The sequence below is a fragment of the Pseudomonas sp. PKS genome (assembly GCF_051913525.1).
In the GTDB taxonomy this organism is placed as follows: Bacteria; Pseudomonadota; Gammaproteobacteria; order Pseudomonadales; family Pseudomonadaceae; genus Aquipseudomonas; species Aquipseudomonas guariconensis_D.
Genome location: NZ_JBEGDO010000021.1, coordinates 56,217 through 78,901, shown reverse-complemented (window position 1 = coordinate 78,901; position 22,685 = coordinate 56,217). Strand labels below are relative to the sequence as shown.

Sequence of the window (22,685 nt, the reverse complement as noted above, 5' to 3'; positions counted from 1 at the left end):
CGCCTGTGGGAGCCGGTTCACCCGCGAATGCGATGCTCAATTGACCTGCGCATTCGCGGGTGAGCGGGCCCCCACAGGGGGCATGCAACCTGCGTCTGAATGGGCAGTAATTCCTACAATGGGGTAAACTGCCGCGTCTTCACATCTATAACGACTCGCCTGATGCCCACGACGTTTCAAGAGATCCCCCGCGAACGCCCGGTCACGCCGCTGCTGGACCGCGCCGACACGCCTGCCGGCCTGCGCCGGTTGGCTGAAGCCGACCTGGAGACCCTGGCCGACGAGCTGCGCCAGGAGCTGCTCTATACCGTTGGTCAGACCGGTGGGCATTTCGGCGCCGGCCTGGGCGTCATCGAGCTGACGATCGCCCTGCACTACGTCTTCGACACGCCGGACGACCGTCTGGTCTGGGACGTGGGCCATCAGGCCTACCCGCACAAGATCCTCACCGGCCGCCGCCAACGTATGCTCAGCCTGCGCCAGAAGGACGGTATCGCCGCCTTCCCGCGGCGCAGCGAGAGCGAGTACGACACCTTTGGTGTCGGCCACTCCAGCACGTCGATCAGTGCCGCGCTGGGCATGGCCATTGCCGCCCGCCTGCAGAACGAATCACGCAAGTCGATCGCGGTGATCGGCGACGGCGCGCTGACCGCAGGCATGGCCTTCGAGGCGTTGAACCACGCCCAGGAAGTCGACGCCGACATGCTGGTGATCCTCAACGACAACGACATGTCGATCTCGCGCAATGTTGGCGGCCTGTCCAACTACCTGGCCAAGATCCTCTCCAGCCGCACCTACGCGAGCATGCGTGAAGGCAGCAAGAAGGTCCTGTCGCGCCTGCCCGGCGCCTGGGAAATCGCCCGTCGCACCGAGGAATACGCCAAAGGCATGCTGGTGCCCGGGACCTTGTTCGAGGAACTGGGCTGGAACTACATCGGCCCTATCGACGGCCACGACCTGCCGACCCTGATCGCCACCCTGCGCAACATGCGTGATCTCAAGGGCCCGCAGTTCCTGCACGTGATCACCAAGAAAGGCAAAGGCTTCGCCCCGGCCGAAGTGGACCCGATCGGCTACCACGCCATCACCAAGCTCGAACCTGCCGACAAACCGGTCGCACCGAAGAAAGTCAGCGGGCCGAAGTACTCGGCGGTGTTCGGCCAGTGGCTGTGCGACATGGCCGCCGCCGACAATCGCCTGGTGGGCATCACCCCCGCAATGAAAGAAGGCTCGGACCTGGTGGCCTTCAGCGAGCGCTACCCGGAGCGCTACTTCGACGTGGCGATTGCCGAGCAGCACGCAGTCACCCTGGCCGCAGGCATGGCCTGCGAGGGCGCCAAGCCGGTGGTGGCGATCTACTCCACCTTCCTGCAGCGCGCCTATGACCAGTTGATCCACGATGTGGCGGTACAGAACCTCGACGTGCTGTTCGCCATCGACCGCGCGGGTCTGGTCGGCGAAGACGGCCCGACGCACGCGGGCAGCTTCGACCTCTCGTACCTGCGTTGCATCCCGGGCATGCTGGTGATGACCCCAAGCGACGAGAACGAACTGCGCAAGATGCTCAGCACCGGCCACCTCTACAACGGCCCGGCGGCGGTGCGCTACCCTCGTGGCACCGGCCCCAACTCACCGATCAGCGGCGACCTGGAGCCGCTTCCAATCGGCAAGGGCGTGGTTCGCCGCAAAGGCGAGAAGGTCGCCCTGCTGGTGTTCGGCGTGCAACTGGCCGAGGCCATGAAGGTCGCCGAAGGCCTCAACGCCACCGTGGTCGACATGCGCTTCGTCAAACCATTGGATGAAGCTTTGGTGCTGGAACTGGCCGCCCACCACGACCTGCTGGTGACCATCGAAGAGAACGCCATCATGGGCGGCGCCGGGGCTGCGGTCAGCGAGTTCCTGACCCAGGAAGCCGTGCTCAAGCCGATGCTGCACCTGGGCCTGCCGGACCTCTACGTCGAACACGCCAAGCCTGCGCAGATGCTGGCCGAGTGCGGGCTCGATGCCGCCGGTATCGAAGCCTCGGTGAAGGTCCGGATGGCCAAGCTCGGCCTATAAGCCTTTACGCTGTCTGATTGACGCATTCGCGGGCAAGCCCCGCTTCCACAGGGTTGCTCTCAAGCCCTGGGGAAGCGGGGCTTGCCCGCGAATGTTATGGAACTGCCGATAAAGATGTCGCCCCTCACCACTGCCCTTTTCTGCCTACCCACCGCCCTGCTGGCCGCCGAACCGGACCGCGACGATGCCCTCAAACTCCCCGACGTGCTGATCAGCGCCAGTCGCCAGGTCGAGTCGCGCAGCACTACCAGCGCCGCGAACACCGTGTTCACCCGTCACGACATTGATCGCCTGCAACCCTCCAATGTCACCGACCTGCTGACCCGCGTGCCAGGCGTCCAGGTAGCGCCCACCGGCGGACGCGGCAGCCTGCCGGGAATCTTCATCCGCGGCACCAAGGCCGCCCAGACCCTGGTGCTGGTCGATGGCGTACGCATCGCCAATGCCACATCCGGGGACAGCGCCCTGCAATACCTGGACGTCGACCAGATCGAGCGGGTCGAAGTGCTGCGCGGGTCGCGCTCGGCGATCTATGGCAGCGATGCCATTGGCGGGGTCATCCAGATCTTCACCCGTCGCGGCACAGGCCCTGGCCTGCAACCACGCCTGCGACTGGCGGCGGGCAGCAACCAGAGCTTCCAGCGCAGCCTCGGGCTCTCTGGCGGCAGCGAGGCGACCCGTTTCAACCTCGGCGCCAGCCTGGATGAGACGGCAGGCATCGATTCGACCGGGCCTTCCTTTGCCAGCGACGCGGATCATGACGCCTACCGCAACAAGTCGTTCAACCTGAGTCTGAGCCACACCTTCAGCGAACGTTTCGAGACCGGGCTGAATGTGCTCGATAGCCGTGGACGCCGCGAGTACGACGAGCCTCGTGGTTTCAGCGCGCAGGAGCCGTATTCGAACTTTTCCGTCAGCAGCATCGGCAGCTATCTGGACACCCAGATCAGCGAGAGGTGGAATAGCCGGCTGGAGCTGGCCCATAGCGAAAACCGCGATGAAAGCCGCGACAAACTCGCCGGGACCCGCTACCCATTCAATACCTACCGCGACCAAGCCACCTGGCAGAACGACCTGGCACTGGATGACCGCAACAGCCTGCTGCTGGGAAGCGACTGGTACGAGGATCGTGTCCACGCCAGTGCCGACTTCACCGAAGACAGCCGCTGGAACCGCGCCGCCTTCGCCCAACACCGGTTCCGTGGCGAGCACTTTTCCACCGAGCTTGGCGTACGTCATGACAGGAACCAGCAGTTCGGCGGCCAGACCAGCTGGAGCGGCAGCCTGACAGTACCGCTCAACGCGAACAACGATGTGCTGCTGTCGTACAGCGAAGGTTTTCGGGCACCAACTTTCAACGACCTCTACTTCCCCGGCTACAACAATCCGGACCTCAAGCCTGAACGCTCCAAGAGCTACGAGCTGCAATGGCGCAGCCAGCTGACCGAGCGCAGCAAGCTGGAAGCCTCGCTGTATCGCACTGACCTGCAGGACGCTATCAACTACAGCGTACGCCCGGAGAATGTCGATTCCGCACGGATCAATGGTTTCGAGATGGCACTGAGCCAAGACTGGGACGGCTGGACCTCCCAACTGGGCCTCTCGCTGATTGACCCACGCGACCGCGACAGCGGCCACACCCTCTCCCGCCGGGCCCGGCGTACCGTAAGCCTGGACCTCGATCGACAGTTCGAACGTTTCGCCCTAGGTGCCAGTTGGCAGGCGGTCAGCAGCAGCTACAACGATGAAGCCAACACCGACACCATTGGCGGATACGGCCTACTGGGGCTGCGCGGCAGCTGGGCAGCCACCGAGGAAGTGAAGTTCGACTTGAAGCTGGACAACCTGCTGGACAAGCAATACAGCCGCACCCACTACAACTATGGGGGCGCCAACTACGGCTATCGCGAAGAAGGCCGCACGTGGCTGCTGAGCGTCACCTGGACACCGCTGCTCTAGCGTCCAGCAACGCGCACAAACGCGCCGTGGCTTCGATCATCTGACCGCTGGGGCGCTCCAGGCCTTTGTCGGGCACCACCAGCAGGCGGTCGGCCTTGACCGCACTGAGCGTACGCCAAGTCTTCCAGCTCGCCAGCTGCGTCGCATCACCAGCCAGGATCACGTCAGGATCGCGCAACAGTACCGCCTCCACACTCACCTGTGGCGCAGGCTGGGGAAGGTCGGCGAACAGGTTGCTGGCGCCGCAAACCGTCAAAGCATCGCTGACGATCTGCCGCCCGCCGAGGGTATACAGCGGTTTATCCCAAACCTGGTAGAACACCCGCAGCGGTCGTTCACGCCGGTACTGCTCGCGCAAGCTACGCAGCCGCTCACGCAGGGCCTGCGCGTATTGTCGGCTTTGCTCCGCTCGCCCGACCCGCTGTCCGATGGCTTCGATCTGCCCGATGAGTTGGTCGATATCCTTGGGCTCACCGACGAACGTCGCGATCCCCAAGCGCCTGAGTTGATCGCGCTGGGCCGGGGCCACACTGTCGGGCCACAGCAGCAACAAATCAGGCTTGAGGCTGAGCAGGCGCTCCAGGTCCAATTGCCCATGGCGTCCCACCGATGGCAGGCCAGACAACGCAGCAGGCCGCTCACCACCGTCAAGCACACCCACCAGCAAGTCCTCGGCGTGCAGTTCGAGCATGATTTCGCTCATTGAGGGCGCCAGGCTGATGACCCTTGGCCCATCTTCGGCCCGGGCACCGAAGGCCAGCAGGGCCAACAGGAGGAGAAGTACGCGCATCAGCCCAGTTGGTGAGGGATGCGGTAGAGGTAGAGCAGCACCACCGTGGAAAGCGCCAGCAGCACCTGAGGCACAGTCTCCAGGCCCACCAGCACCGAAAGCGCCGCTACCCAGGCCGGGAAGCAGGCGAACAGCATGGCCATGCGCCGCACCTGGGCCAGGGCGATCCAGGCCTGAGGCTCCTCGGGCGAGCCCAGCGCCTTGGACGTAGCGATCAAGGCGCGCTTATACGCGCCAAAGCGCGGCAGACTGAGGAACATGGTCGCAGCACCGGCAATGAACAGCGGCATCGCCAGGACGGGAATCAAGGCATCGCCGCCGCCAAAGGCCCAGGCCATCACCGGCAGCGGCACCAGGCCCACCGCCAGGTATTGCCACCAGGCCAGCGCCAGGCGCCGCTTCACCTGGCCGCGGGTCACGCCTGGGGCTCGCCCTGGTGCTCGTTGCCCATCATGTGGCCGAGCTTGCCGGCCTTGGTGGCCAGGTAGTGACGGTTGTGCGGGTTGTGCCCAGTGTGCAACGGGACGCGCTCGGCGACCTTGATGCCCATGTCGGTCAGTGCCTTGACCTTGCGCGGGTTGTTGGTCATCAGACGCAGTGACTGCACACCCAGGTGCTCGAGCATCGGCAGGCACATCGCGTAGTCGCGCTGGTCCGCAGCAAAGCCCAGGCGTTCGTTGGCTTCGACGGTATCGGCGCCACCGTCCTGGAGTTCATAGGCGCGGATCTTGTTCAACAGGCCAATCCCGCGACCTTCCTGGCGCAGGTACAGCAGCACGCCACGGCCTTCGCGGGCGATGGCCTGCAGGGCGGCCTCCAGTTGCGAGCCGCAGTCGCAGCGCTGACTGAACAGCGCATCGCCGGTCAGGCATTCGGAATGCAGGCGCCCCAGCACCGGCTGACCATCGGCGATATCACCCAGGCTGAGCACCACGTGCTCGCGGCCCGTGGCTTCATCAAGAAAGCCATGCATGGTGAAGATCGCGAAGGGAGTCGGGAGTTTCGAGGCGGCGACAAAGACGACGGGCACGTTGTGCTCCTAAAAGTAGGCAATTTTCAATGGCCCGATTGTATCAGCAGGCTGCCGAGCATGCGCAGGCTGAATATCGCCGCTTAAGATCGAAAAGTTCGATGTTCAGACGCCGGCGCACCTGTGGGCGCGGGATTACCCGAGAAGCAGGTATCCCAGCGTAAGGCAGCGACTGCGCCGGTGTTCGCGGGTGACCCGCTCCCACAGCGCCCTCGAGCCATCTCAGTACGGCTGGCTGTCTGGCGTGAAAGGGTACGGCTGCTGCCAGTGCTCGAAGATCGGCTTGAGCTCGCCGCTGCGCACCAGTTCCTGCATGCGCCGGTCGAACAGTTCGCTCAGCGCCTTGGCCTTGTCGTTGCGACCAAAGGCAAGGTACAGCGGCAGCTCTGCAACATGGGTACGACGCCAGCGATCAGGATTAGGTGCCTGGTCCAGGACATAGTCGACCTCGGTCAAGGCATCGATATAGAAGTCCACGCGATCATGCTCGAGCATCGGCAGGATCCCCTCGCGGCGCTGGACCTCGCGGTAGCTTTTGACGTGAGGCAGGTAGTCCTGGAATTCATAGCCGCGTACCCAGGCCAGCCGGTACTGGCCGATGTTCTCGGGCGTCGGCACAGGCTTGCTGACCAGGCCCAGGGCATAGATGTGGTCCACATCGAAATGCCAGCGGGGGTAGAGGTTGTCGTCGTTTTCCTCATGATAGGAACCGACCCAGGCATCGGCTTCGCCGCGCTTGACCAACCCTACCGCCCGGCTGTACGGCGCGCTCTGGGTCAGTACCTTCACGCCTGCCGGCTCGAAGACCTTGCGCAGCACATCCCACGCCACGCCGGTGCCATCGGCGTTGGTGTAGTCGAGCCACTCTTCGCTGACCAGATGGATCTGCCGGGGCAGGCTTTCAGCCATGACCGCGCTCGCACCTGAGGCAAGCAGCAACACCATTGCCAGCAGCACCGTCCTTATGCCCATGACCCGCTCCTTAAGTCAGGCAACCACCCATACCAGCACCTGCATGCCCAGCCAGGCGAACACACCAGCCAGGATGTCGTCGAGCATGATCCCGACACCGCCGTGCACGTGACGATCGACCCAGCGGATCGGCCATGGCTTGAGGATGTCGAAGAAGCGGAACATCAAGAACCCCGCCAATAGCCATTGCCAGCCTTCTGGCACCAGCCACAGGGTGATCCACATCCCGACCATCTCGTCCCAGACAATGCCCTCGTGGTCGTGCACACGCAAGTCATTGGCGACTTTACCGCACAGCCAGAAGCCAAACAGCATGGTGATACCCAGCAACAGCCAGTACCCCCAGTCCGGCAGCATCTGCCAGAGCGGGATGAACGGCAAGGCGACCAGCGAGCCCCAGGTGCCGGGCGCCTTGGGCAAAGTGCCGGAACCGAAGCCAAAGGCAATGAAATGCCAGGGGTTGCGCCAGACCGAAGGCGGAACGAACTCCGCAGGCACCTGGTTGGGGTGGTCGGTCACGGTGTCTCCCTAAAATGTTGATAGCCCCGTTGCGTCGGGGTGATGTCCTGGCCCTGCCGGTCGCACAGGCTCACACCCTGCCCTTCGCACACGCGGCCGATGACATGGATGGTGCCCGTTTCAGGCAAGGATGAAAGAAGTGCTTCAGGCAGGGTGAACGCCAGCACGTAGTCGTCACCACCGGTGAGCGCGGCGTGCAGAGCCGCCTCGCGACCCAGGAAGGCCTCCAGGGCCGGCGAGACGGGCACCTGCTCGGCGTTCACCTCCAGGGCAACGCCCGAAGCCTTGGCGATGTGGCCGCAATCGGCCAGCAGCCCATCGGAGATATCCAACGCTGCCGTGGCCCGACCGCGCAACTGCCGGCCCAAGACAAGCTGAGGCATCGGCGACCAGTAGTGGGCAAGCAGCGGCTCGGCGACCTCGACGGGCGCCTGGCGCTGGCCCAGCACCAGCGGCAAGGCACCTGCGGCATTGCCCAGGTGACCGCCGACACACAGCAGATCGCCCGGCCGGGCGCCGCTACGGCGCATCGCCTGGCCGGCGGGCACTTTGCCGAACACGGTGACGGTGATGCTCAAGGGGCCGCGGGTGGTGTCGCCGCCGATCAGGCTAACGCCGCATCGGTGGGCCATGAGGTTGAGGCCGTCGGCAAACTGCCTGAGCCAGTCGGCGCCGACCTCGGGCAAGGTCAGGGCCAGGGTGACGCCGATCGGGTCGGCGCCCATGGCCGCCAAGTCGCTGACGGCCACCGCGAGGGAACGCTGGCCAAGCAGCAGCGGATCGCAGGCCGCAGGGAAATGCACGCCTTCGACCAAGGTGTCGGTGGACACCGCCAGTTGCTCGCCGACCGGCAGCTCCAGCAGGGCGCAGTCGTCGCCGATGCCAAGGACCACGCCTTCGCCGCCCTGCGCACAGGACGCAGCGGCGAAGTAATGGCGGATCAGCTCGAACTCACCCATGGTCGGAAAGCGCCGCGATCAGCGCTTGTTCGCCTTGACTTCCGCGTCACGCAGCGTCGGAGCCAGCTTGTCCAGCACACCGTTGACGAACTTGTGGCCATCGGTGGCGCCGAAGACCTTGGCCAGTTCCACGCCTTCGTTGATCACGACGCGGTACGGCACGTCGACGCGCTTGATGAACTCCCAGGTGGACAGGCGCAGCACCGCGAGCTCGACCGGGTCGAGTTCCTCAAGCGGCAGGTCCAGGCACGGAGCCAGGGCCTTGTCGATTTCGCCCTTGATTGCCGGAACCCCATGCAGGATCTCGCGGAAATAGGCGCCATCGATATCGGAGAAATCGTTGTCGACCCGGAACTGAGCCTCAATTTCGTTCAGCGAATGCTGGGCCATGTGCCACTGGTACAGCGCCTGGGTCGCGAGCTTACGGGCTTCGCGGCGCTTGGCGCTCTTCGAGGGCTTGCCAGCATCCGCCGCGCGTGGCTCGCGCGGGTTGAAACGATCGCTTTCGTCGCTAATCACTTGGCCTCCAACTGCGCCAGCAGGCTGACCATTTCCAGGGCGGACAGGGCAGCTTCGGCACCTTTGTTGCCGGCCTTGGTGCCGGAACGCTCGATGGCTTGCTCGATGGAGTCGACGGTCAGAACACCGAAGGCCACCGGAACACCGAACTCCATGGACACCTGGGCCAGGCCCTTGGTGCACTCGCCCGCCACGTATTCGAAGTGCGGGGTACCGCCGCGAATCACCGCGCCCAGGGCGACGATCGCGTCGTATTCGCCTTGTTGGGCGACTTTCTGTGCCACCAGCGGGATCTCGAAGGCGCCCGGGGCACGAATGATGGTGATGTCGCTTTCGCTGACGCCATGGCGTACCAGGGCATCAACGGCACCGCTCACCAGGCTTTCGACGACGAAGCTGTTGAAGCGGCCAACCACCAAAGCATAGCGACCTTTGGGGGCGATGAAGGTACCTTCGATGGTCTTCAGGGTCATTCCGGTGTTCTCATCTTAAAGAGCGAGGCCGCGCACACGCGGCCTGCGGGAGGGTTTGGACACGAGCGGCAGGACGACAGTTACGCCTGTGTCACTCGGAGGGCACGTATTCTACAACTTCCAGATCGAATCCGGATATCGCGTTGAACTTCATCGGCGAGCTCATCAGGCGCATCTTGCGCACGCCCAGGTCACGCAGTATCTGCGAACCGGCGCCGACGGTGCTGTAGGTGGTCGGAGTCTTGGGCTGGGCGTCACCGGCGCTTTCGCGGATGTGCGCCAGCAGCACGTCGCCGTCCAGCGGGTGGCCCAACAGCAGTACCACGCCACTGCCGGCCTCGGCCACGGCACTCATCGCCGCACGCAGGCTCCAGCGGCCCGGTTGCTTGACCATCAGCAGGTCACGCAGCGGGTCCATGTTGTGCACGCGCACCAGGGTCGGCTCTTCAGCGCAGATGGTGCCCAGGGTCAGAGCCATGTGCACGTCGCCTTCCACCGCGTCGCGGTAGGTGACCAGGTTGAACTGACCCAGCTCGCTGTCCAGCGGTTGCTCGGCGATACGCTGCACGGTGCGCTCGTGGATCATGCGGTAGTGGATCAGGTCGGCGATGGTGCCGATCTTCAGGCCGTGCTCGGCGGCGAAGGCCTCGAGCTCAGGACGACGAGCCATGGTGCCGTCGTCGTTCATCACTTCGCAGATCACACCGCTGGGCTCGAACCCGGCCATGCGCGCCAGGTCGCAGGCCGCTTCGGTGTGCCCGGCGCGGGCCAGAGTGCCGCCGGCCTGGGCCATCAGCGGGAAGATATGGCCTGGGCTGACGATGTCGTCGGCCTTGGCATCGCGAGCGGCGGCCACCTGCACGGTACGTGCGCGGTCGGCGGCGGAGATGCCGGTGGTGACGCCTTCGGCCGCTTCGATCGACACGGTGAACTTGGTACCGAAGCCCGAACCGTTGCGTGGCGCCATCAGCGGCAGCTTGAGCGTTTCGCAGCGCTCGCGGGTCATCGGCATGCAGATCAGGCCACGGGCGTGCTTGGCCATGAAGTTGATGTGCTCGGCCTGGCAGCACTCGGCGGCCATGATGATGTCGCCTTCGTTCTCACGGTCTTCGTCGTCCATGAGAATGACCATTTTGCCCTGGCGGATGTCTTCCACCAGCTCTTCGATGCTGTTGAGCGCCACTCGGCACCCCCTTCTCAATCAGGATTTCAGGTAGCCGTTGGCGGCCAGGAAGCTTTCGGTGATGCCACTGCCCTTGCTCGACTCGGCAGCCTTGTCGCCCAGCAGCAGACGCTCCAGGTAACGGGCCAGCAGGTCGACCTCAAGGTTGACCCGACGACCTGCGCGGTAGTCGGCCATGATGGTTTCGGACAGGGTGTGCGGGACGATGGTCAGCTCGAACTCAGCGCCATCGACCTCATTGACCGTCAGGCTGGTGCCGTCGACGGTGATCGACCCTTTGTGGGCGATGTACTTGGCCAGCTCCTTGGGCGCACGCACGCGGAACTGGATAGCGCGCGCGTTATCGCTGCGCGAAATGATCTCGCCGACGCCGTCGACGTGGCCGCTGACCAGGTGACCGCCCAGGCGGGTGGTGGGAGTCAGGGCTTTTTCCAGGTTGACCCGGCTGCCGCTTTTGAGGTCGACCATGGCGGTGCGTTTGAGCGTTTCGACGCTGACATCGGCCCAGAAGCCGTCACCTGGCAGTTCCACGGCCGTCAGGCAGACGCCGTTGACGGCGATGCTGTCGCCGAGCTTGACGTCGGCCAGGTCAAGCTTGCCGGTCTCTACATAGACGCGCACGTCACCGCCCTTGGGCGTCAGGCTGCGGATGGTGCCGATGGATTCGATGATGCCGGTGAACATGGTGTCCTCCTCGGGAACAGGGCTGCGCGTGGCAAGCCAGGCATTATACGCCGGACGCCGGCAAGGGAATGGCCGTGATCCGCCAGTCATCGCCGACTGCGCGCACCTCGGTGATTTTCAGACGCGGGGCCTCGCTCATCGTTGCCAGCGGCCAGTCCAGCAGCGGGCGGGCACTGCTGCCCAGGAAGGTGCCGGCGACGAACAGCTGGAATTCATCCACCAAACCCAGGCTCGCGAAAGCGCCGACCAGGCCAGCGCCGGCCTCCAGCAGGATTTCGTTGACGCCACGGGCAGCCAGGGCGCGCAGCACGGCTGGGAGATCGACCCGGCCATGCTCGCTTGGCAGGCTCAGCAACTCGTGGCCAGCCTGGGCGTAGCGAGGGTCGTCGGCGAGGGCGGTCACCACCAGGGCCGGGCCAGCCTGGAAGAACGGAGCGTCCAGCGGCAGGCGCAGGCGTCCGTCGATCAGCACACGCAGTGGTGGGCGCGACAGGGCCAGGGCGGCGGTGTCCGGGTCCAGGCCCAGTTCGGCGCCGCGCACGGTCATGCGGGCGCTGTCGGCCAGCACGCTTTCGGCGCTGGTCAGCACCACGCTGGAGCGGGCGCGAAGGCGCTGTACTGCAGCGCGCGCGGCAGGGCCGGTGATCCACTGGCTCTCGCCGCTGGCCATGGCAGTGCGCCCGTCCAGGCTCATGGCGAGCTTGGCCCGCACGAATGGCAGACCGTGCTCCATGCGCTTGAGAAAGCCCGGATTGAGCGCCCGGGCTTCGGCCTCGAGCACGCCGCTGCTGACCTCGATACCGACCTCGGCCAAGCGGCGCAGGCCTTTGCCTGCCACCTGCGGGTTGGGGTCCTGCATCGCCGCCACGACCCGGGCCACACCAGCCTGCACCAACGCCTCGGCGCACGGCGGGGTGCGGCCATGGTGGCTGCAAGGCTCGAGCGTCACGTAGGCACACGCCCCTCGCGCTCGCTCGCCGGCCTGGCGCAGGGCATGGACTTCGGCGTGGGGTTCGCCGGCGCGCACGTGCCAGCCTTCGCCGACCACCTCGCCGTCCCGTACGATCACACAACCCACACGGGGGTTGGGATGGGTGCTGTACAGGCCCTTGCGGGCCAGCTCCAGGGCTCGCGCCATGTAGTGGGCATCGAGAATGGCGGTTTGGCTCGGCATGGTCATTCTTTGGCGGGCTCTCGGGCCAGGCGGTCGATCTCTTCGCGGAACTCGTCGAGATCCTGGAAGCGCCGGTAGACCGAAGCGAAACGGATGTAGGCGACTTCGTCGAGCTTGCGCAGCTCGGCCATCACCAGCTCACCGACCACCAGCGACTTGACCTCGCGCTCACCGGTAGCGCGCAGCTTGTGCTTGATGTGCGCCAGCGCCGCTTCCAGGCGCTCGACACTGACCGGACGCTTTTCCAGCGCCCGCTGCATGCCAGCGCGCAGTTTTTCTTCATCGAAGGGCTGGCGGGTGCCGTCCTGCTTGATCAGCCGGGGCAAGACCAGTTCGGCGGTCTCGAAGGTGGTGAAACGCTCGCCGCAAGCGACGCATTCACGACGGCGGCGCACCTGTTCGCCCTCGGCGACCAGACGCGAGTCGATGACCTTGGTGTCGTTGGCACCGCAAAAGGGACAGTGCATGGTGGCAGGCAACAAAAAAAGGGAGGGCCATGGTAGCGCATCCCACTGGCAAGACAAGCCAAAGGGTTTACCATCCATGGAATTCTGCCTGCGAAGGATTACCCCATGCATTACCGAGCGCTCGTCGTGCTGTGCCTCACCGGCCTGCTCGCCGCCTGCGGCAGCGACCAACCCAAGCCCGAGCAAACCGTCACCGCGCCGCCGGCCAAGGCGATGAAGAAAAAAGGCGAGGATCTGGGTCCGCTGCCGGCTTACCAGCGCGAACTGAGCGGCACCTTGCTGCAAGTGCCGGCCGGCGCCGAAGTGGAACTGGCGCTGCTGGTCATCGATGAGCGTGGCCGCCCGCAGCGCCTGCTGGCCAGCAGCAACCTCATCGGTACTGGCCAGGACCTGCCCTATCGCCTGCGTTTCAGCCCCGAAGCCTTCCCTGCCGGCGCTCGCGTGGAGTTGCGCGGCCGGGCCAGTCGCTCCGGACAGTTGATCCTGCACCTGCCACCTCTGCCTATCGCCCAGGCCACCACCCAGGCCACTGGCCCCCTGCGTTTCGAGAAGGCGCCCTAGATGCCCCCATTGCATCTGCAGCGGGCCCTAAGCGGTCTGATCGGCGAGGCGCGCCTGGTCGAGAGCGAGCTACCTGATTGCGAACTGAAGCTTTGGCTGATCGACGCCGACAACATGGACCGCGCCTTTAGCCCCGAGGAAACCCAGCGCATCCTCGATGAACCACCTTACTGGAGCTTCTGCTGGGCCAGCGGCCTGGCCATGGCCCGCTACCTGGCCGAGCAACCGCACTGGGTGCGCGGCAAGCGGGTGCTGGACTTCGGCGCAGGCTCAGGTATCGCCGGTATTGCCGCCGCACGTGCAGGCGCACTCGAAGTCGTGGCCTGCGACCTCGACCCGCTGGCATTGGACGCCTGTCGCGCCAATGCCGCACTCAACGGCGTGGAACTCGGCTACAGCAGCGATTTCTTCGCCGAACAGGACCGCTTCGACCTGATCCTCGTCGCCGACGTGCTCTACGACCGCGCCAACCTGCCGCTGCTCGATGAGTTCCTAAGCCGCGGTCGCCAGGCCTTGGTGGCCGACTCCCGGGTGCGCAACTTCGATCACCCGCGCTATCAGGCGCTTGGCGTGCTCGAGGCACTGACCCTGCCGGACCTGGCCGAGCCACACGAATTCCGCCGGGTCAGCCTGTACCACGCCAGCCGCGAGCCTTTATAGTGGTGCCATTCAAGGATTTGCGAGAGTCGCGATGAACCAAGACACGCCGTACATTTTCGATGCCAGCGATGCCACCTTCCAGCAACTGGTCATCGAGAATTCCTTCCACAAGCCGGTGCTGGTGGATTTCTGGGCCGAATGGTGCGCGCCGTGCAAGGCGCTGATGCCCTTGCTGGCCAAGATCGCCGAGGGCTACCAGGGCGAGTTGCTGCTGGCCAAGGTCAATTGCGATGTGGAGCAGCAGATCGTCGCCCAGTTCGGCATCCGCAGCCTGCCGACCGTGGTGTTGTTCAAGGACGGTCAACCGGTCGACGGTTTTGCCGGCGCCCAGCCTGAGTCGGCCATCCGCGCGATGCTCGAACCCCACGTGCAAATGCCCGCCGCACCGACCGCCTCGCCGCTGGAGCAGGCCAAGGCACTGTTCGCCGAGAGCCGCTTCAGCGAAGCCGAAGCGCTGCTCCAGGCGCTGCTGAGCGAAGACAACAGCAATGTCGAGGGGCTGATCCTCTATGCCCGTTGCCTGGCCGAGCGAGGCGAGCTGGGCGAAGCTCAGGTGGTGCTGGATGCGGTCAAGACCGACGAGCACAAGGCCGCCCTGGCCGGCGCCAAGGCACAGCTGACCTTCCTGCGTCAGGCCGCCAGCCTGCCGGAAGTTGCCGAGCTCAAGAGCCGCCTGGCGCAGAACCCGCAGGATGACGAAGCAACCTACCAGTTGTGCATCCAGCAATTGGCTCGCCAGCAGTACGAGCCAGCGCTCGAGGGCCTGCTCAAGCTGTTCCAGCGCAACCGTGGTTACGAAGACGGCTTGCCGCAGAAGGCGTTGCTGCAGGTGTTCGAGCTGCTGGGCAATGACCACCCGCTGGTGAGCATTTACCGGCGCAAGCTGTCGGCAGCGATGTTCTGATCATCTTTGCGGCCGTTTTGCAGCCCAAGCGTAGGCTACGCCAGTTCCCAAACTGTTGTCGGGGTGGCGATAGCCTGCGATGGGGCCGAACAGCGACCCTCGCTCATCCCACCCAGTGATACACCGGCGCGTCCGGCCCGCTTTCCACCTTCACCTGATTGCTGTGGCGCAAACGCACCAACAGCCTCTTGCCCGCCGCCGTGCTGCCGGCGAGCCCCTCCAGACGCCCCAGCAACTCCGGCCCGCTGATCTGCCCGGCCTGACGCAGCAGCTCACAGGCGGCCAACCATTGCCCATCGTCCTGCCGCGGTGTGGCGGTTGCGTTCGTAGCCGCCGCTTCGGCAACGGCCGGTGCCTCCAGTTGACGTCCCAACTGAGCCCACTCCGCAGGCTCCAGCTCAAGGGTCAGGTCCACCGGCCAGTCGCCGATCTGTCCACGAATTCTCACGCTACCTTCCTTACCTACAGGGTCGATGGCTTCATGCTCCCACGAACATGAAACCTGCGCCAGGCAGGTGGCCAGCGTCGAAAAATTTGTTATAACATTACGAAATCTTTTCTTGCCCGCCCCTGGAGCCCTCCATGCGCCGCTTGCTTCTCGCCCTGCCCTTCGCCCTGCTTCCCTTGGTTGTAGCCCAGGCCCACGATGATCACGATCAGGCCCACGGCAGCCTCGGCGCTCATGAACATGGCGTGGCCACACTCAACGTGGTGCTCGACGGCAACACCCTGGAACTGGAACTGGACAGCCCGGCCATGAACCTGGTCGGCTTCGAGCATGCGGCCACCCGCGACACCGACAAGGCCAAGGTCGTCGCCGTACGCCAGCAACTGGAGCAACCGTTGAAGCTGTTCGGCGTAGACCAGGCCGCCGGTTGCACGGAGGACGCCCAGGAACTCGGCAGCCCGCTGTTTGGCGATGCACCACACGCCCACGACGATGGCGACGACGAACATGGGCACGCGCACGGGCATGAACACGCCGACGTCAACGCCCATTACCAATTCAAATGCGTAGCGCCTGGCAAGCTCGCCCAGGTCGACCTCGCCCCGCTGTTCCAGGCTTTCCCGGCGACCCAGAAGATCAACGTGCAACTGATTGGCCCGAACGGCCAGAAAGGCCTGCAAGCCTCCCCCGCCAACAGCGTGGTCGTGTTCTGAATGAGCCAGGCGCTGATCGACCTGCAAGGGCTGCAGTTCGCCTGGCCCGGCCAGCCACCTTTGCTGGACATCCCCGCGTTTCGCCTGCAAGCCGGCGAAGCGCTGTTCCTCAAGGGCCCTAGCGGCAGCGGCAAGACGACATTGCTCGGCCTGCTGGGCGGGGTGAACCGGCCCGATCAAGGCCGAATCCTGCTGCTCGGCCAGGACCTCGGCGCCCTGGGCCAGGGCGCCCGAGATCGTTTTCGGGTCGACCACACCGGCTATCTCTTCCAGCAGTTCAACCTGCTGCCGTTTCTCTCGGTACGGGAGAACGTCGAGTTGCCCTGCCGCTTCTCGCGCAGCCGCGCCGAACGGGCGGTCCAGCGCCATGGCAGCATCGACCAGGCGGCCGCCACGCTGTTGGCCCACCTGGGCCTGACTGACCCGGCGCTACTTGTCCGGCGCGCAGACAGCCTGTCGATCGGCCAGCAGCAGCGGGTCGCCGCAGCCAGGGCGCTGATTGGCCAACCCGAACTGGTGATCGCCGACGAGCCCACCTCGGCGCTGGATGCCGATACCCGCGAGGCGTTCATCCGCCTGTTGTTCGACGAATGCCGTGCGGCGGGCTCCAGCCTGCTGTTCGTCAGCCATGACCAGAGCCTGGCACCGCTGTTCGACCGTCATCTGTCCCTGGCCGAACTCAATCGCGCGGCCAAGTCCCAGGAGGCCTGATGTACTTGCTCCGCCTTGCCCTGGCCAGCCTGGCCAACCGTCGCTTCACCGCCTTCCTGACGGCCTTTGCCATCGCTCTGTCGGTGTGCCTGTTGCTGGCCGTTGAGCGCGTGCGCACAGAGGCCCGCGCCAGCTTCGCCAGCACCATCAGCGGCACCGACCTGATCGTCGGGGCCCGCTCGGGGTCGGTGAACCTGCTGCTGTACTCGGTGTTTCGCATCGGCAATGCCACCAACAACATCCGCTGGGACAGCTTCGAACACTACGCCAAGGACCCGCGGGTGAAGTGGGCGATCCCGATTTCCCTCGGCGACTCCCATCGCGGCTATCGGGTGATGGGTACCACAGGCGAATACTTCGACCATTACCAGTTCGGACGCCAGCAACATCTGGCCCTGAGCCAGGGCCGGCCCTTCGCAGCAGACCCGTTCGAGGTGGTGCTGGGCGCCGAAGTGGCCGAGGCGCTGCACTACAAACTCGGTGACAAGCTGGTGCTAGCCCACGGCGTGGCTGCCATCAGCCTGGTCAAGCACGACGACAAACCCTTTACCGTCGTCGGCATCCTCGAACGCACCGGCACGCCGGTGGACCGCACCCTGCACATCAGCCTGGCCGGCATGGAGGCAATCCACGTCGATTGGCACAACGGCGTTCCAGCCCGTGGCGCCGGACGTATCAGCGCCGAGCAGGCACGCGGCACGGACTTGCAACCTGCCGCCATCACGGCGTTCATGCTGGGCCTGAACAACAAGATCGCCACCTTCAGCCTGCAGCGGGAAATCAACGAATTCCGTAGCGAGCCGCTGCTGGCCATCCTCCCTGGGGTTGCCCTGCAGGAGCTTTGGAGCCTGATGGGCACAGCCGAACAGGCGTTGTTCGTGGTGTCGCTGTTCGTGGTGCTGACGGGTTTGATCGGTATGCTCACGGCGATCCTCACCAGCCTCAACGAGCGCCGCCGGGAGATGGCCATCCTGCGCTCGGTGGGCGCGCGGCCCTGGCACATCGCCGGGCTGTTGGTGCTCGAAGCGCTCGCCCTGGCACTGGCCGGTATCGGTGCAGGGCTAGGCTTGTTGTATGCGGGAATCGCCCTGGCCCAAGGCTACGTGCAGGCCAACTATGGCCTCTACCTGCCGCTGGCTTGGCCGAGCGCCCATGAATGGACGCTGCTGGCGATCATCCTGGGCGCCGCACTGCTGATGGGCAGCGTGCCGGCCTGGCGTGCCTATCGTCAGTCTTTGGCCGATGGCCTGTCGATCCATCTCTGAGATCCGATCATGCGTCACAAACTCGTGCTGTTGCTGCTGTTCATGCTGGCCCCTGCCTGGGGCGACGAGCCCAAAACCTTGGACTGGCCTGCCCTGATCCCCGAGGGCGCGCCGGTGGCCCCGCCCCAGATGGCACCGCTGCATGACCTGTCGCAACTGGGCAATGCCCTGGCCGAGTCGGCCCCTGCCGCGCGCCAGCAGGCGCCCCACGCGCCGGTGGTCAAAGCGCTGGATGGCCAGTGGGTCAAATTGCCCGGCTACATCGTGCCGCTGGAAGTGAGCGAGGAAGGCCGTACCACTGAGTTCCTCCTGGTGCCCTACTACGGCGCCTGCATCCACGTGCCGCCGCCACCGGCGAACCAGATCGTGCATATCGTCAGCGAGATGGGCGTGCGCATCGAAGACCTCTACCAGCCCTACTGGATCGAGGGCCGGATGCAGGTCAAAGCCACCAGCAGTGAACTGGCCGATGCCGGCTACCAGATGGAAGCGGAAAAAATCTACGCCTACGAGCTGCAATAAGCACTGCTTAGACGTTGCGACACGGCTTCGTTGAGCTGAATCAACAGTTCGTTTCGGCCGGCTCCTTACCATTGGACTACTCGATTACTTACGTCCTTTGGGAGCTTCCATGAACAAGTCCTTGCTCGGCGCCTCGCTCATTGCCCTGGCGCTCGCTGCCCCCGTCGCCCACGCCCACCAGGCCGGTGATTTCATCCTGCGTGCCGGTGCCATCACCGTAGCGCCGAACGAAAACAGCAGCGACCTCAAGCTCGATGGCGCCAAGGTGCCGGGCACCAAGGCGACCCTGGACAGCGATACCCAGCTGGGCCTGACCTTCGCCTACATGCTCACCGACCACATCGGCCTGGAGCTGCTGGCCGCCACACCGTTCAACCACACCGTGGCCGTCAAAGGCCTTGGCCCTGGCCTGGACGGCAAGCTAGCCGACATCAAGCAACTGCCGCCGACCTTGTCGCTGCAGTACTACCCGATGGAGCCTTCTTCGAAGTTCCAGCCGTATGCGGGCGTGGGCATCAACTACACCACCTTCTTCGACGAGGACCTCAGCAGCACCCGCAAGCAACAGGGCTTCAGCAACCTGAAACTGCAAGACTCGGTAGGCCTCGCTGCCCAGCTGGGCATGGACTACATGCTCACCGAGAATCTGCTGGTCAACGCCTCGGTCTGGTACATCGACATCGACACCAAGGCCACCGTGGACGGCCCAAGCGCCCTGAATGTGGGCAAGACCAAGGTCGACGTGGACGTCGATCCGTGGGTCTACATGGTAGGCGTGGGCTACAAGTTCTGATCCCCGCCCGACATGGCGGCCTTGGCCGCCATGTCACGCTTCACGCTCCCGCCGATCTCCAGGCACACCCAGTAACCCAAGGCCAAAGCGCTGATCGATGCGCCCAGGCCACACACCGCCAGCCAGCCCCAGCGGGCATATACCCACGTCGCGACTACCGCCCCTAACCCACTGCCGATCGCATAACAGCACATGTAGGCGCCGATCAACCGACTCGCCATTTCGCCTCACCCAGCCAGCAGCAGGCTCTGACTGGTCACACGGACCGCCTGCACGGCTAAATCCAGGATCAATACCCCCACCACCAATGCCCACAGCGAATGCTCGAGCAGGGCGCTCGGCAGCCATGACAACGCCAACGGCCAGCCCATCGAACGCCTGCAGGTACGAGTCAGGGATGGCCGCCTACTGGGCCCGGAGGACTGTCATCGCCAGCGCGTACGCCATGGGCAATAACCCATGGCGCGCGTTGGTCAAGGGGATCAGGCTTTGCCCAACAGCCGGGCCAATCCATCGACCATCGAGGTGGGCAGGGGGAAGTCGAAACGCGCCAGCAGGCGGGTGTTGTCCGCCCGCGAATGGCGGATGTCGCCCGAACGCGCCGGGGCGTGGTGGATGGCAGGCAGGCTGCCGACCACCTTTTCCAGCGCCGCCAGCAACTGGTTCAGCGAGGTCGCCTGGTTCAGGCCGATGTTCACCGCGCCTTCCTCGACCTGCTCAAGCTCCAGCGCCTGGATCATCACCTGGACCAGGTCGCCCACATACAGGAAGTCTCGCGTTTGCTCGCCATCGCCGAAGACCGTGATCGGCAGGCCTTGGGTAGCGCGTTCGCAGAAGATGCTGATTACCCCGGAATAGGGCGAAGATGGGTCCTGGCGCGGCCCGAAGATGTTGAAGAAACGGAACACCACCGGCTCCAGCGCATGCTGGCGACGATAGAAGTCCAGGTACTGCTCGCTGGCCAGCTTGTCCACCGCATAGGGGGTCAAGGGCGCCTTGGGCGTGTCCTCGGCAATCGATTGGCCCTCGCCGTTGTTGCCATAGACCGCCGCGCTGGAGGCGAACAACACACGCCGCACGCCTTCCAGGCGCATGGCTTCGCAAACATTGAGGGTACCGATGAAGTTGCTTTGGTGGGTACGCACCGGGTCTTCGACCGACGCCTGCACCGACGCGACCGCGGCCAGGTGCACCACGGCGCGACAGCCTGCCGTGGCTCGGCGTACCAGTTCGGCATCGGCGACGTCGCCTTCGATCAGGTCCAGGCCGGGATGGTCCAGACGCAGGTTGGCGCGCTTGCCGGTGGAGAGGTCATCGAGCACCCGTACCGCATAGCCTTTGTCCAGCAACGCATCGCACAGGTGGGAGCCAATGAAGCCGGCACCGCCGGTGATCAGGATGGGGGCGTCAGCCATGTCGGTAGAACCGGTCCAGTAGAGGCGGCAAGCCGGCGCGCCAGGCACGGGGCTTGATGCCGAAGGTGTGAAGAATCTTTTTGCAGGCCAACACCGCGTTCTGCGGCTCCTCGCTGGCGTCGGGGCGCGCGGCATGGGCCTGGGGCGTAGGTGCCTGCACGGCCAGCTTGTGCCACTGCGCCGCCTCGCCGAGGATCGCCTGGCCCAGCGCCAGCGGCGTGGTCGCCTCGTTGCCGGCGTAGTGGTAGGTGCCCCACAGCGGCGCGTCGCAATCGAGCTGCTTGAGCACCGAGAGAATCACCCGTGCGGCGTCGTCGACCGGCGTCGGGTTGCCGCGGCGGTCGTCGGCCAGCAGCAGTTCCTGGGGTTGCTCGGCGCGGGTGAGGAAGCGCCCGAGCACACCATCGATGCTTTCGTCGAGCACCCAGCCAAAACGCAGCAGCACATGCTGCGGACAGGTCGCCCGAACGCTCTGCTCGATGCGCCAGAGCGCCTGGCCACGCAGGCCCAGTGGCACCGGCTCATCCTTTTCGCTGTAGGCCGTAGCCCTTGAGCCATCGAACACGCGGTAGCTCGAAGGCTGCACGAGAATGATCTGGTGGTGCTGGCACAGCTCGGCCAGCCGCTCCACGGCCCGCTCCTGCAACGCCAGGCGTTGTTCGCTGACCGACTCGGCCTGGAACCAGTCGAAATAGTACGCCAGGTTGACCACGACATCGGGACGGTGATCGTCAAGCAATTGCGTAAGACTGGCCGGCCCCCAGCCGTTCTCCGGTGGGCGCGGCGCCAGGAATCCGATGTCCTCCTCGGCCCCGAGACGAATCAGCGCTTGCCCGAGGGCATTGCCACCACCCAACAGCATCAGGCGCATACGCATAGAGTCAGCAGATCCGAACAGGTTGATAGAAGGAAGCGGACATTTTGCGGGTTCCTCTCGGGGAAGTCCAACCACAGCACATGCCTGGGCGCGACAGGATATTCGGCGTCGATGACGAATTGCCAAGCAGCGCGCCGCGTGCATCGCGGGACAGGGCTCACTCGATCTCGAACAAGCCGTTGCTGATCGGCCCTGCCTTCAGACGCTCGCGCACGTCGTCATCGATGCGCGGGTCGTCCGGGCGGTACAGCCGGACCTGGCGGTAGGCGTTGATGCGGTTGATCTCCTCGCCCAGGTACTCCCATACCACGCGGGTACAGGCCGGGTTGCGCCGGTCCCCACTGGAGACGCCGGTCTTCAGGCCATTGAGGCGGGTGATACGGCTCTTGAAGCTGGGGATGAGCACGGTCTGGCTCATCTCGTTGAGCGTCAGCGACTCGTAGTCGATCAGAAAGACCCGGTCCTGCAACTGGAAGGCCGCGCCCAGGTAGCGGCAACGCACCTCTGCATGCAGGTCGGTGGCACTTGAGCGCTCCTGTCGCTCCTGGCGCTCGAACAGAAAGCTGCCGCGCTCCTCCCACAGATGCACCAGCGACACCAGAATCGAGCCTGGGACCGACATGCAGTTGGAGTACTCGAAGTAGTAGCCGCAATAGCGCGACAGATTGCCCGCATGGGCATGCAACGGTTTGAACAGCTCGCTGATGGGATCGTTCTGCGGTCCGGACTCGGCCGACAGATTGCGCGCCCCGATCAGGCGGGCGAACTGCTCGGGCGGCAGACCCAGCTCGTATTCCTCGACACCGAAGAAATCACCAATGCGCTTGAGGTTGTATGCCGTCGGACGGCTCTGGCCGCTGAGGTACTTGTTGAACTGCGCGCGGTTGATCGAGAGCTGTCGGCAAACCTCTGAAATAGAGCGGTAGTGACTGCACGCCAGTTTGAGATTGATAGCGAAATGATCGCCCATGAGAAGGATCCAGATGATGCGAGTGGTGCAAGTTTAGCATCAAGTCGCATCAAGTCAGA

26 protein-coding genes and 1 pseudogene are annotated in these 22,685 nt (G+C 64.8%); 10 read left to right on the top strand and 17 right to left on the bottom strand.

Annotated features, from left to right (window positions below; translation table 11 throughout):
- The first annotated feature begins 162 nt into the window (after positions 1 to 162).
- Positions 163 to 2,058: a 1-deoxy-D-xylulose-5-phosphate synthase gene (gene dxs, locus ABOA88_RS19155; protein WP_367851971.1), complete on the top strand. Its 1,896-nt coding sequence runs from the start codon at positions 163 to 165 to the stop codon at positions 2,056 to 2,058.
- Between the two features lie 96 nt (positions 2,059 to 2,154).
- A complete protein-coding gene (locus tag ABOA88_RS19150; RefSeq protein WP_367851970.1) occupies positions 2,155 to 4,017 on the top strand; it encodes a TonB-dependent receptor plug domain-containing protein in 1,863 nt (620 codons plus the stop codon).
- Here the strand turns inward: ABOA88_RS19150 and ABOA88_RS19145 are convergent.
- The 12 genes from ABOA88_RS19145 to nrdR form a co-directional block, all read right to left on the bottom strand.
- Positions 3,995 to 4,807 (bottom strand): cobalamin-binding protein, encoded by an 813-nt coding sequence (locus tag ABOA88_RS19145; protein WP_196170850.1) that lies wholly within the window; start codon positions 4,805 to 4,807, stop codon positions 3,995 to 3,997. The genes ABOA88_RS19150 and ABOA88_RS19145 overlap by 23 nt on opposite strands.
- A complete protein-coding gene (locus ABOA88_RS19140; RefSeq protein ID WP_196170849.1) occupies positions 4,807 to 5,226 on the bottom strand; it encodes an MFS transporter in 420 nt (139 codons plus the stop codon). The genes ABOA88_RS19145 and ABOA88_RS19140 overlap by 1 nt, the downstream gene beginning before the upstream one ends.
- Positions 5,223 to 5,837: a GTP cyclohydrolase II gene (gene ribA, locus ABOA88_RS19135; protein ID WP_043210209.1), complete on the bottom strand. Its 615-nt coding sequence runs from the start codon at positions 5,835 to 5,837 to the stop codon at positions 5,223 to 5,225. The genes ABOA88_RS19140 and ribA overlap by 4 nt, the downstream gene beginning before the upstream one ends.
- Positions 5,838 to 6,059: 222 nt before the next feature.
- Positions 6,060 to 6,809 (bottom strand): substrate-binding periplasmic protein, encoded by a 750-nt coding sequence (locus tag ABOA88_RS19130; protein WP_196170848.1) that lies wholly within the window; start codon positions 6,807 to 6,809, stop codon positions 6,060 to 6,062.
- Between the two features lie 15 nt (positions 6,810 to 6,824).
- Positions 6,825 to 7,328, bottom strand: coding sequence for a phosphatidylglycerophosphatase A family protein (locus ABOA88_RS19125; RefSeq protein WP_043210214.1), 504 nt, complete (start codon positions 7,326 to 7,328; stop codon positions 6,825 to 6,827).
- Entirely contained in the window at positions 7,325 to 8,287 is a 963-nt protein-coding gene (gene thiL, locus ABOA88_RS19120) for a thiamine-phosphate kinase (protein WP_367851969.1), read from the bottom strand. Before thiL ends, ABOA88_RS19125 begins: the two co-directional genes overlap by 4 nt.
- Before the next feature lie 18 nt (positions 8,288 to 8,305).
- A complete protein-coding gene (gene nusB, locus ABOA88_RS19115) occupies positions 8,306 to 8,806 on the bottom strand; it encodes a transcription antitermination factor NusB (protein ID WP_043210218.1) in 501 nt (166 codons plus the stop codon).
- Positions 8,803 to 9,279 (bottom strand): 6,7-dimethyl-8-ribityllumazine synthase, encoded by a 477-nt coding sequence (gene ribH / locus ABOA88_RS19110; RefSeq protein WP_043210219.1) that lies wholly within the window; start codon positions 9,277 to 9,279, stop codon positions 8,803 to 8,805. Before ribH ends, nusB begins: the two co-directional genes overlap by 4 nt.
- Before the next feature lie 91 nt (positions 9,280 to 9,370).
- On the bottom strand, positions 9,371 to 10,462 hold the full coding sequence (gene ribBA, locus ABOA88_RS19105) for a bifunctional 3,4-dihydroxy-2-butanone-4-phosphate synthase/GTP cyclohydrolase II (RefSeq protein ID WP_043210223.1): 1,092 nt from the start codon (positions 10,460 to 10,462) through the stop codon (positions 9,371 to 9,373).
- 18 nt (positions 10,463 to 10,480) lie between these two features.
- Positions 10,481 to 11,146, bottom strand: a complete 666-nt coding sequence (locus ABOA88_RS19100; protein WP_043210224.1) for a riboflavin synthase — start codon at positions 11,144 to 11,146, stop codon at positions 10,481 to 10,483.
- Between the two features lie 43 nt (positions 11,147 to 11,189).
- Positions 11,190 to 12,320, bottom strand: a complete 1,131-nt coding sequence (ribD, locus tag ABOA88_RS19095) for a bifunctional diaminohydroxyphosphoribosylaminopyrimidine deaminase/5-amino-6-(5-phosphoribosylamino)uracil reductase RibD (RefSeq protein WP_367851968.1) — start codon at positions 12,318 to 12,320, stop codon at positions 11,190 to 11,192.
- A 2-nt stretch (positions 12,321 to 12,322) separates the two neighbouring features.
- Complete coding sequence (gene nrdR, locus ABOA88_RS19090) at positions 12,323 to 12,787, bottom strand: transcriptional regulator NrdR (RefSeq protein ID WP_043210325.1); 465 nt, start codon at positions 12,785 to 12,787, stop codon at positions 12,323 to 12,325.
- Positions 12,788 to 12,892: 105 nt separating this feature from the next.
- Here nrdR and ABOA88_RS19085 point away from each other — a divergent pair, with 105 nt between their 5' ends.
- From ABOA88_RS19085 to trxA, 3 genes are read left to right on the top strand one after another with little or no spacing between them, the layout of a single operon-like run.
- Complete coding sequence (locus tag ABOA88_RS19085; RefSeq protein WP_196170845.1) at positions 12,893 to 13,348, top strand: hypothetical protein; 456 nt, start codon at positions 12,893 to 12,895, stop codon at positions 13,346 to 13,348.
- A complete protein-coding gene (locus tag ABOA88_RS19080) occupies positions 13,349 to 14,008 on the top strand; it encodes a class I SAM-dependent methyltransferase (protein ID WP_367851967.1) in 660 nt (219 codons plus the stop codon).
- A gap of 31 nt (positions 14,009 to 14,039) precedes the next feature.
- Positions 14,040 to 14,912: a thioredoxin gene (gene trxA, locus ABOA88_RS19075; protein ID WP_196170843.1), complete on the top strand. Its 873-nt coding sequence runs from the start codon at positions 14,040 to 14,042 to the stop codon at positions 14,910 to 14,912.
- Between the two features lie 103 nt (positions 14,913 to 15,015).
- On the opposite strand, the gene ABOA88_RS19070 is transcribed toward trxA, so the two are convergent.
- Complete coding sequence (locus tag ABOA88_RS19070) at positions 15,016 to 15,360, bottom strand: hypothetical protein (protein WP_196170842.1); 345 nt, start codon at positions 15,358 to 15,360, stop codon at positions 15,016 to 15,018.
- A 134-nt stretch (positions 15,361 to 15,494) separates the two neighbouring features.
- Between ABOA88_RS19070 and ABOA88_RS19065 the strand changes: the two genes are divergently transcribed.
- The 5 genes from ABOA88_RS19065 (at position 15,495) to ABOA88_RS19045 (ending at position 19,364) form a co-directional block, all read left to right on the top strand.
- Positions 15,495 to 16,073, top strand: a complete 579-nt coding sequence (locus ABOA88_RS19065; protein ID WP_367851966.1) for a DUF2796 domain-containing protein — start codon at positions 15,495 to 15,497, stop codon at positions 16,071 to 16,073.
- Positions 16,074 to 16,784 (top strand): ABC transporter ATP-binding protein, encoded by a 711-nt coding sequence (locus ABOA88_RS19060; protein WP_367851965.1) that lies wholly within the window; start codon positions 16,074 to 16,076, stop codon positions 16,782 to 16,784.
- Positions 16,784 to 18,049, top strand: coding sequence for an ABC transporter permease (locus ABOA88_RS19055; protein WP_367851964.1), 1,266 nt, complete (start codon positions 16,784 to 16,786; stop codon positions 18,047 to 18,049). Before ABOA88_RS19060 ends, ABOA88_RS19055 begins: the two co-directional genes overlap by 1 nt.
- A 9-nt stretch (positions 18,050 to 18,058) precedes the next feature.
- Positions 18,059 to 18,571, top strand: a complete 513-nt coding sequence (locus ABOA88_RS19050; protein WP_196170838.1) for a DUF3299 domain-containing protein — start codon at positions 18,059 to 18,061, stop codon at positions 18,569 to 18,571.
- A gap of 109 nt (positions 18,572 to 18,680) precedes the next feature.
- Positions 18,681 to 19,364 (top strand): OmpW/AlkL family protein, encoded by a 684-nt coding sequence (locus ABOA88_RS19045; protein WP_196170837.1) that lies wholly within the window; start codon positions 18,681 to 18,683, stop codon positions 19,362 to 19,364.
- On the opposite strand, the pseudogene ABOA88_RS19040 reads toward ABOA88_RS19045, so the two are convergent.
- The 4 genes and pseudogenes from ABOA88_RS19040 to ABOA88_RS19025 all read right to left on the bottom strand — a co-directional run.
- A pseudogene (locus ABOA88_RS19040) lies at positions 19,352 to 19,723 on the bottom strand (MFS transporter); the annotation flags it as partial. The gene ABOA88_RS19045 and the pseudogene ABOA88_RS19040 sit on opposite strands and share 13 nt — an antisense overlap.
- Before the next feature lie 123 nt (positions 19,724 to 19,846).
- Positions 19,847 to 20,779, bottom strand: coding sequence for an NAD-dependent epimerase/dehydratase family protein (locus ABOA88_RS19035; RefSeq protein WP_196170836.1), 933 nt, complete (start codon positions 20,777 to 20,779; stop codon positions 19,847 to 19,849).
- Positions 20,772 to 21,656 (bottom strand): sugar nucleotide-binding protein, encoded by an 885-nt coding sequence (locus tag ABOA88_RS19030; protein WP_196165024.1) that lies wholly within the window; start codon positions 21,654 to 21,656, stop codon positions 20,772 to 20,774. The genes ABOA88_RS19035 and ABOA88_RS19030 overlap by 8 nt, the downstream gene beginning before the upstream one ends.
- Before the next feature lie 157 nt (positions 21,657 to 21,813).
- On the bottom strand, positions 21,814 to 22,626 hold the full coding sequence (locus tag ABOA88_RS19025) for a helix-turn-helix domain-containing protein (RefSeq protein ID WP_043210254.1): 813 nt from the start codon (positions 22,624 to 22,626) through the stop codon (positions 21,814 to 21,816).
- Positions 22,627 to 22,685: the final 59 nt, after the last annotated feature.

Coding starts and splice junctions, on each gene's coding strand:
- ribD (WP_367851968.1), bottom strand. CDS start 12,320: ATGCCGAGCCAAACCGCCATTCTCGATGCCCACTACATGGCGCGAGCC.
- dxs (WP_367851971.1), top strand. CDS start 163: ATGCCCACGACGTTTCAAGAGATCCCCCGCGAACGCCCGGTCACGCCG.
- thiL (WP_367851969.1), bottom strand. CDS start 8,287: ATGGGTGAGTTCGAGCTGATCCGCCATTACTTCGCCGCTGCGTCCTGT.
- ABOA88_RS19100 (WP_043210224.1), bottom strand. CDS start 11,146: ATGTTCACCGGCATCATCGAATCCATCGGCACCATCCGCAGCCTGACG.
- ABOA88_RS19085 (WP_196170845.1), top strand. CDS start 12,893: ATGCATTACCGAGCGCTCGTCGTGCTGTGCCTCACCGGCCTGCTCGCC.
- nrdR (WP_043210325.1), bottom strand. CDS start 12,787: ATGCACTGTCCCTTTTGCGGTGCCAACGACACCAAGGTCATCGACTCG.
- ABOA88_RS19150 (WP_367851970.1), top strand. CDS start 2,155: ATGGAACTGCCGATAAAGATGTCGCCCCTCACCACTGCCCTTTTCTGC.
- ABOA88_RS19145 (WP_196170850.1), bottom strand. CDS start 4,807: ATGCGCGTACTTCTCCTCCTGTTGGCCCTGCTGGCCTTCGGTGCCCGG.
- trxA (WP_196170843.1), top strand. CDS start 14,040: ATGAACCAAGACACGCCGTACATTTTCGATGCCAGCGATGCCACCTTC.
- ABOA88_RS19045 (WP_196170837.1), top strand. CDS start 18,681: ATGAACAAGTCCTTGCTCGGCGCCTCGCTCATTGCCCTGGCGCTCGCT.
- ABOA88_RS19050 (WP_196170838.1), top strand. CDS start 18,059: ATGCGTCACAAACTCGTGCTGTTGCTGCTGTTCATGCTGGCCCCTGCC.
- ABOA88_RS19055 (WP_367851964.1), top strand. CDS start 16,784: ATGTACTTGCTCCGCCTTGCCCTGGCCAGCCTGGCCAACCGTCGCTTC.
- ABOA88_RS19060 (WP_367851965.1), top strand. CDS start 16,074: ATGAGCCAGGCGCTGATCGACCTGCAAGGGCTGCAGTTCGCCTGGCCC.
- ABOA88_RS19130 (WP_196170848.1), bottom strand. CDS start 6,809: ATGGGCATAAGGACGGTGCTGCTGGCAATGGTGTTGCTGCTTGCCTCA.
- ABOA88_RS19030 (WP_196165024.1), bottom strand. CDS start 21,656: ATGCGTATGCGCCTGATGCTGTTGGGTGGTGGCAATGCCCTCGGGCAA.
- ABOA88_RS19035 (WP_196170836.1), bottom strand. CDS start 20,779: ATGGCTGACGCCCCCATCCTGATCACCGGCGGTGCCGGCTTCATTGGC.
- ABOA88_RS19065 (WP_367851966.1), top strand. CDS start 15,495: ATGCGCCGCTTGCTTCTCGCCCTGCCCTTCGCCCTGCTTCCCTTGGTT.
- ABOA88_RS19080 (WP_367851967.1), top strand. CDS start 13,349: ATGCCCCCATTGCATCTGCAGCGGGCCCTAAGCGGTCTGATCGGCGAG.
- ribH (WP_043210219.1), bottom strand. CDS start 9,279: ATGACCCTGAAGACCATCGAAGGTACCTTCATCGCCCCCAAAGGTCGC.
- ABOA88_RS19025 (WP_043210254.1), bottom strand. CDS start 22,626: ATGGGCGATCATTTCGCTATCAATCTCAAACTGGCGTGCAGTCACTAC.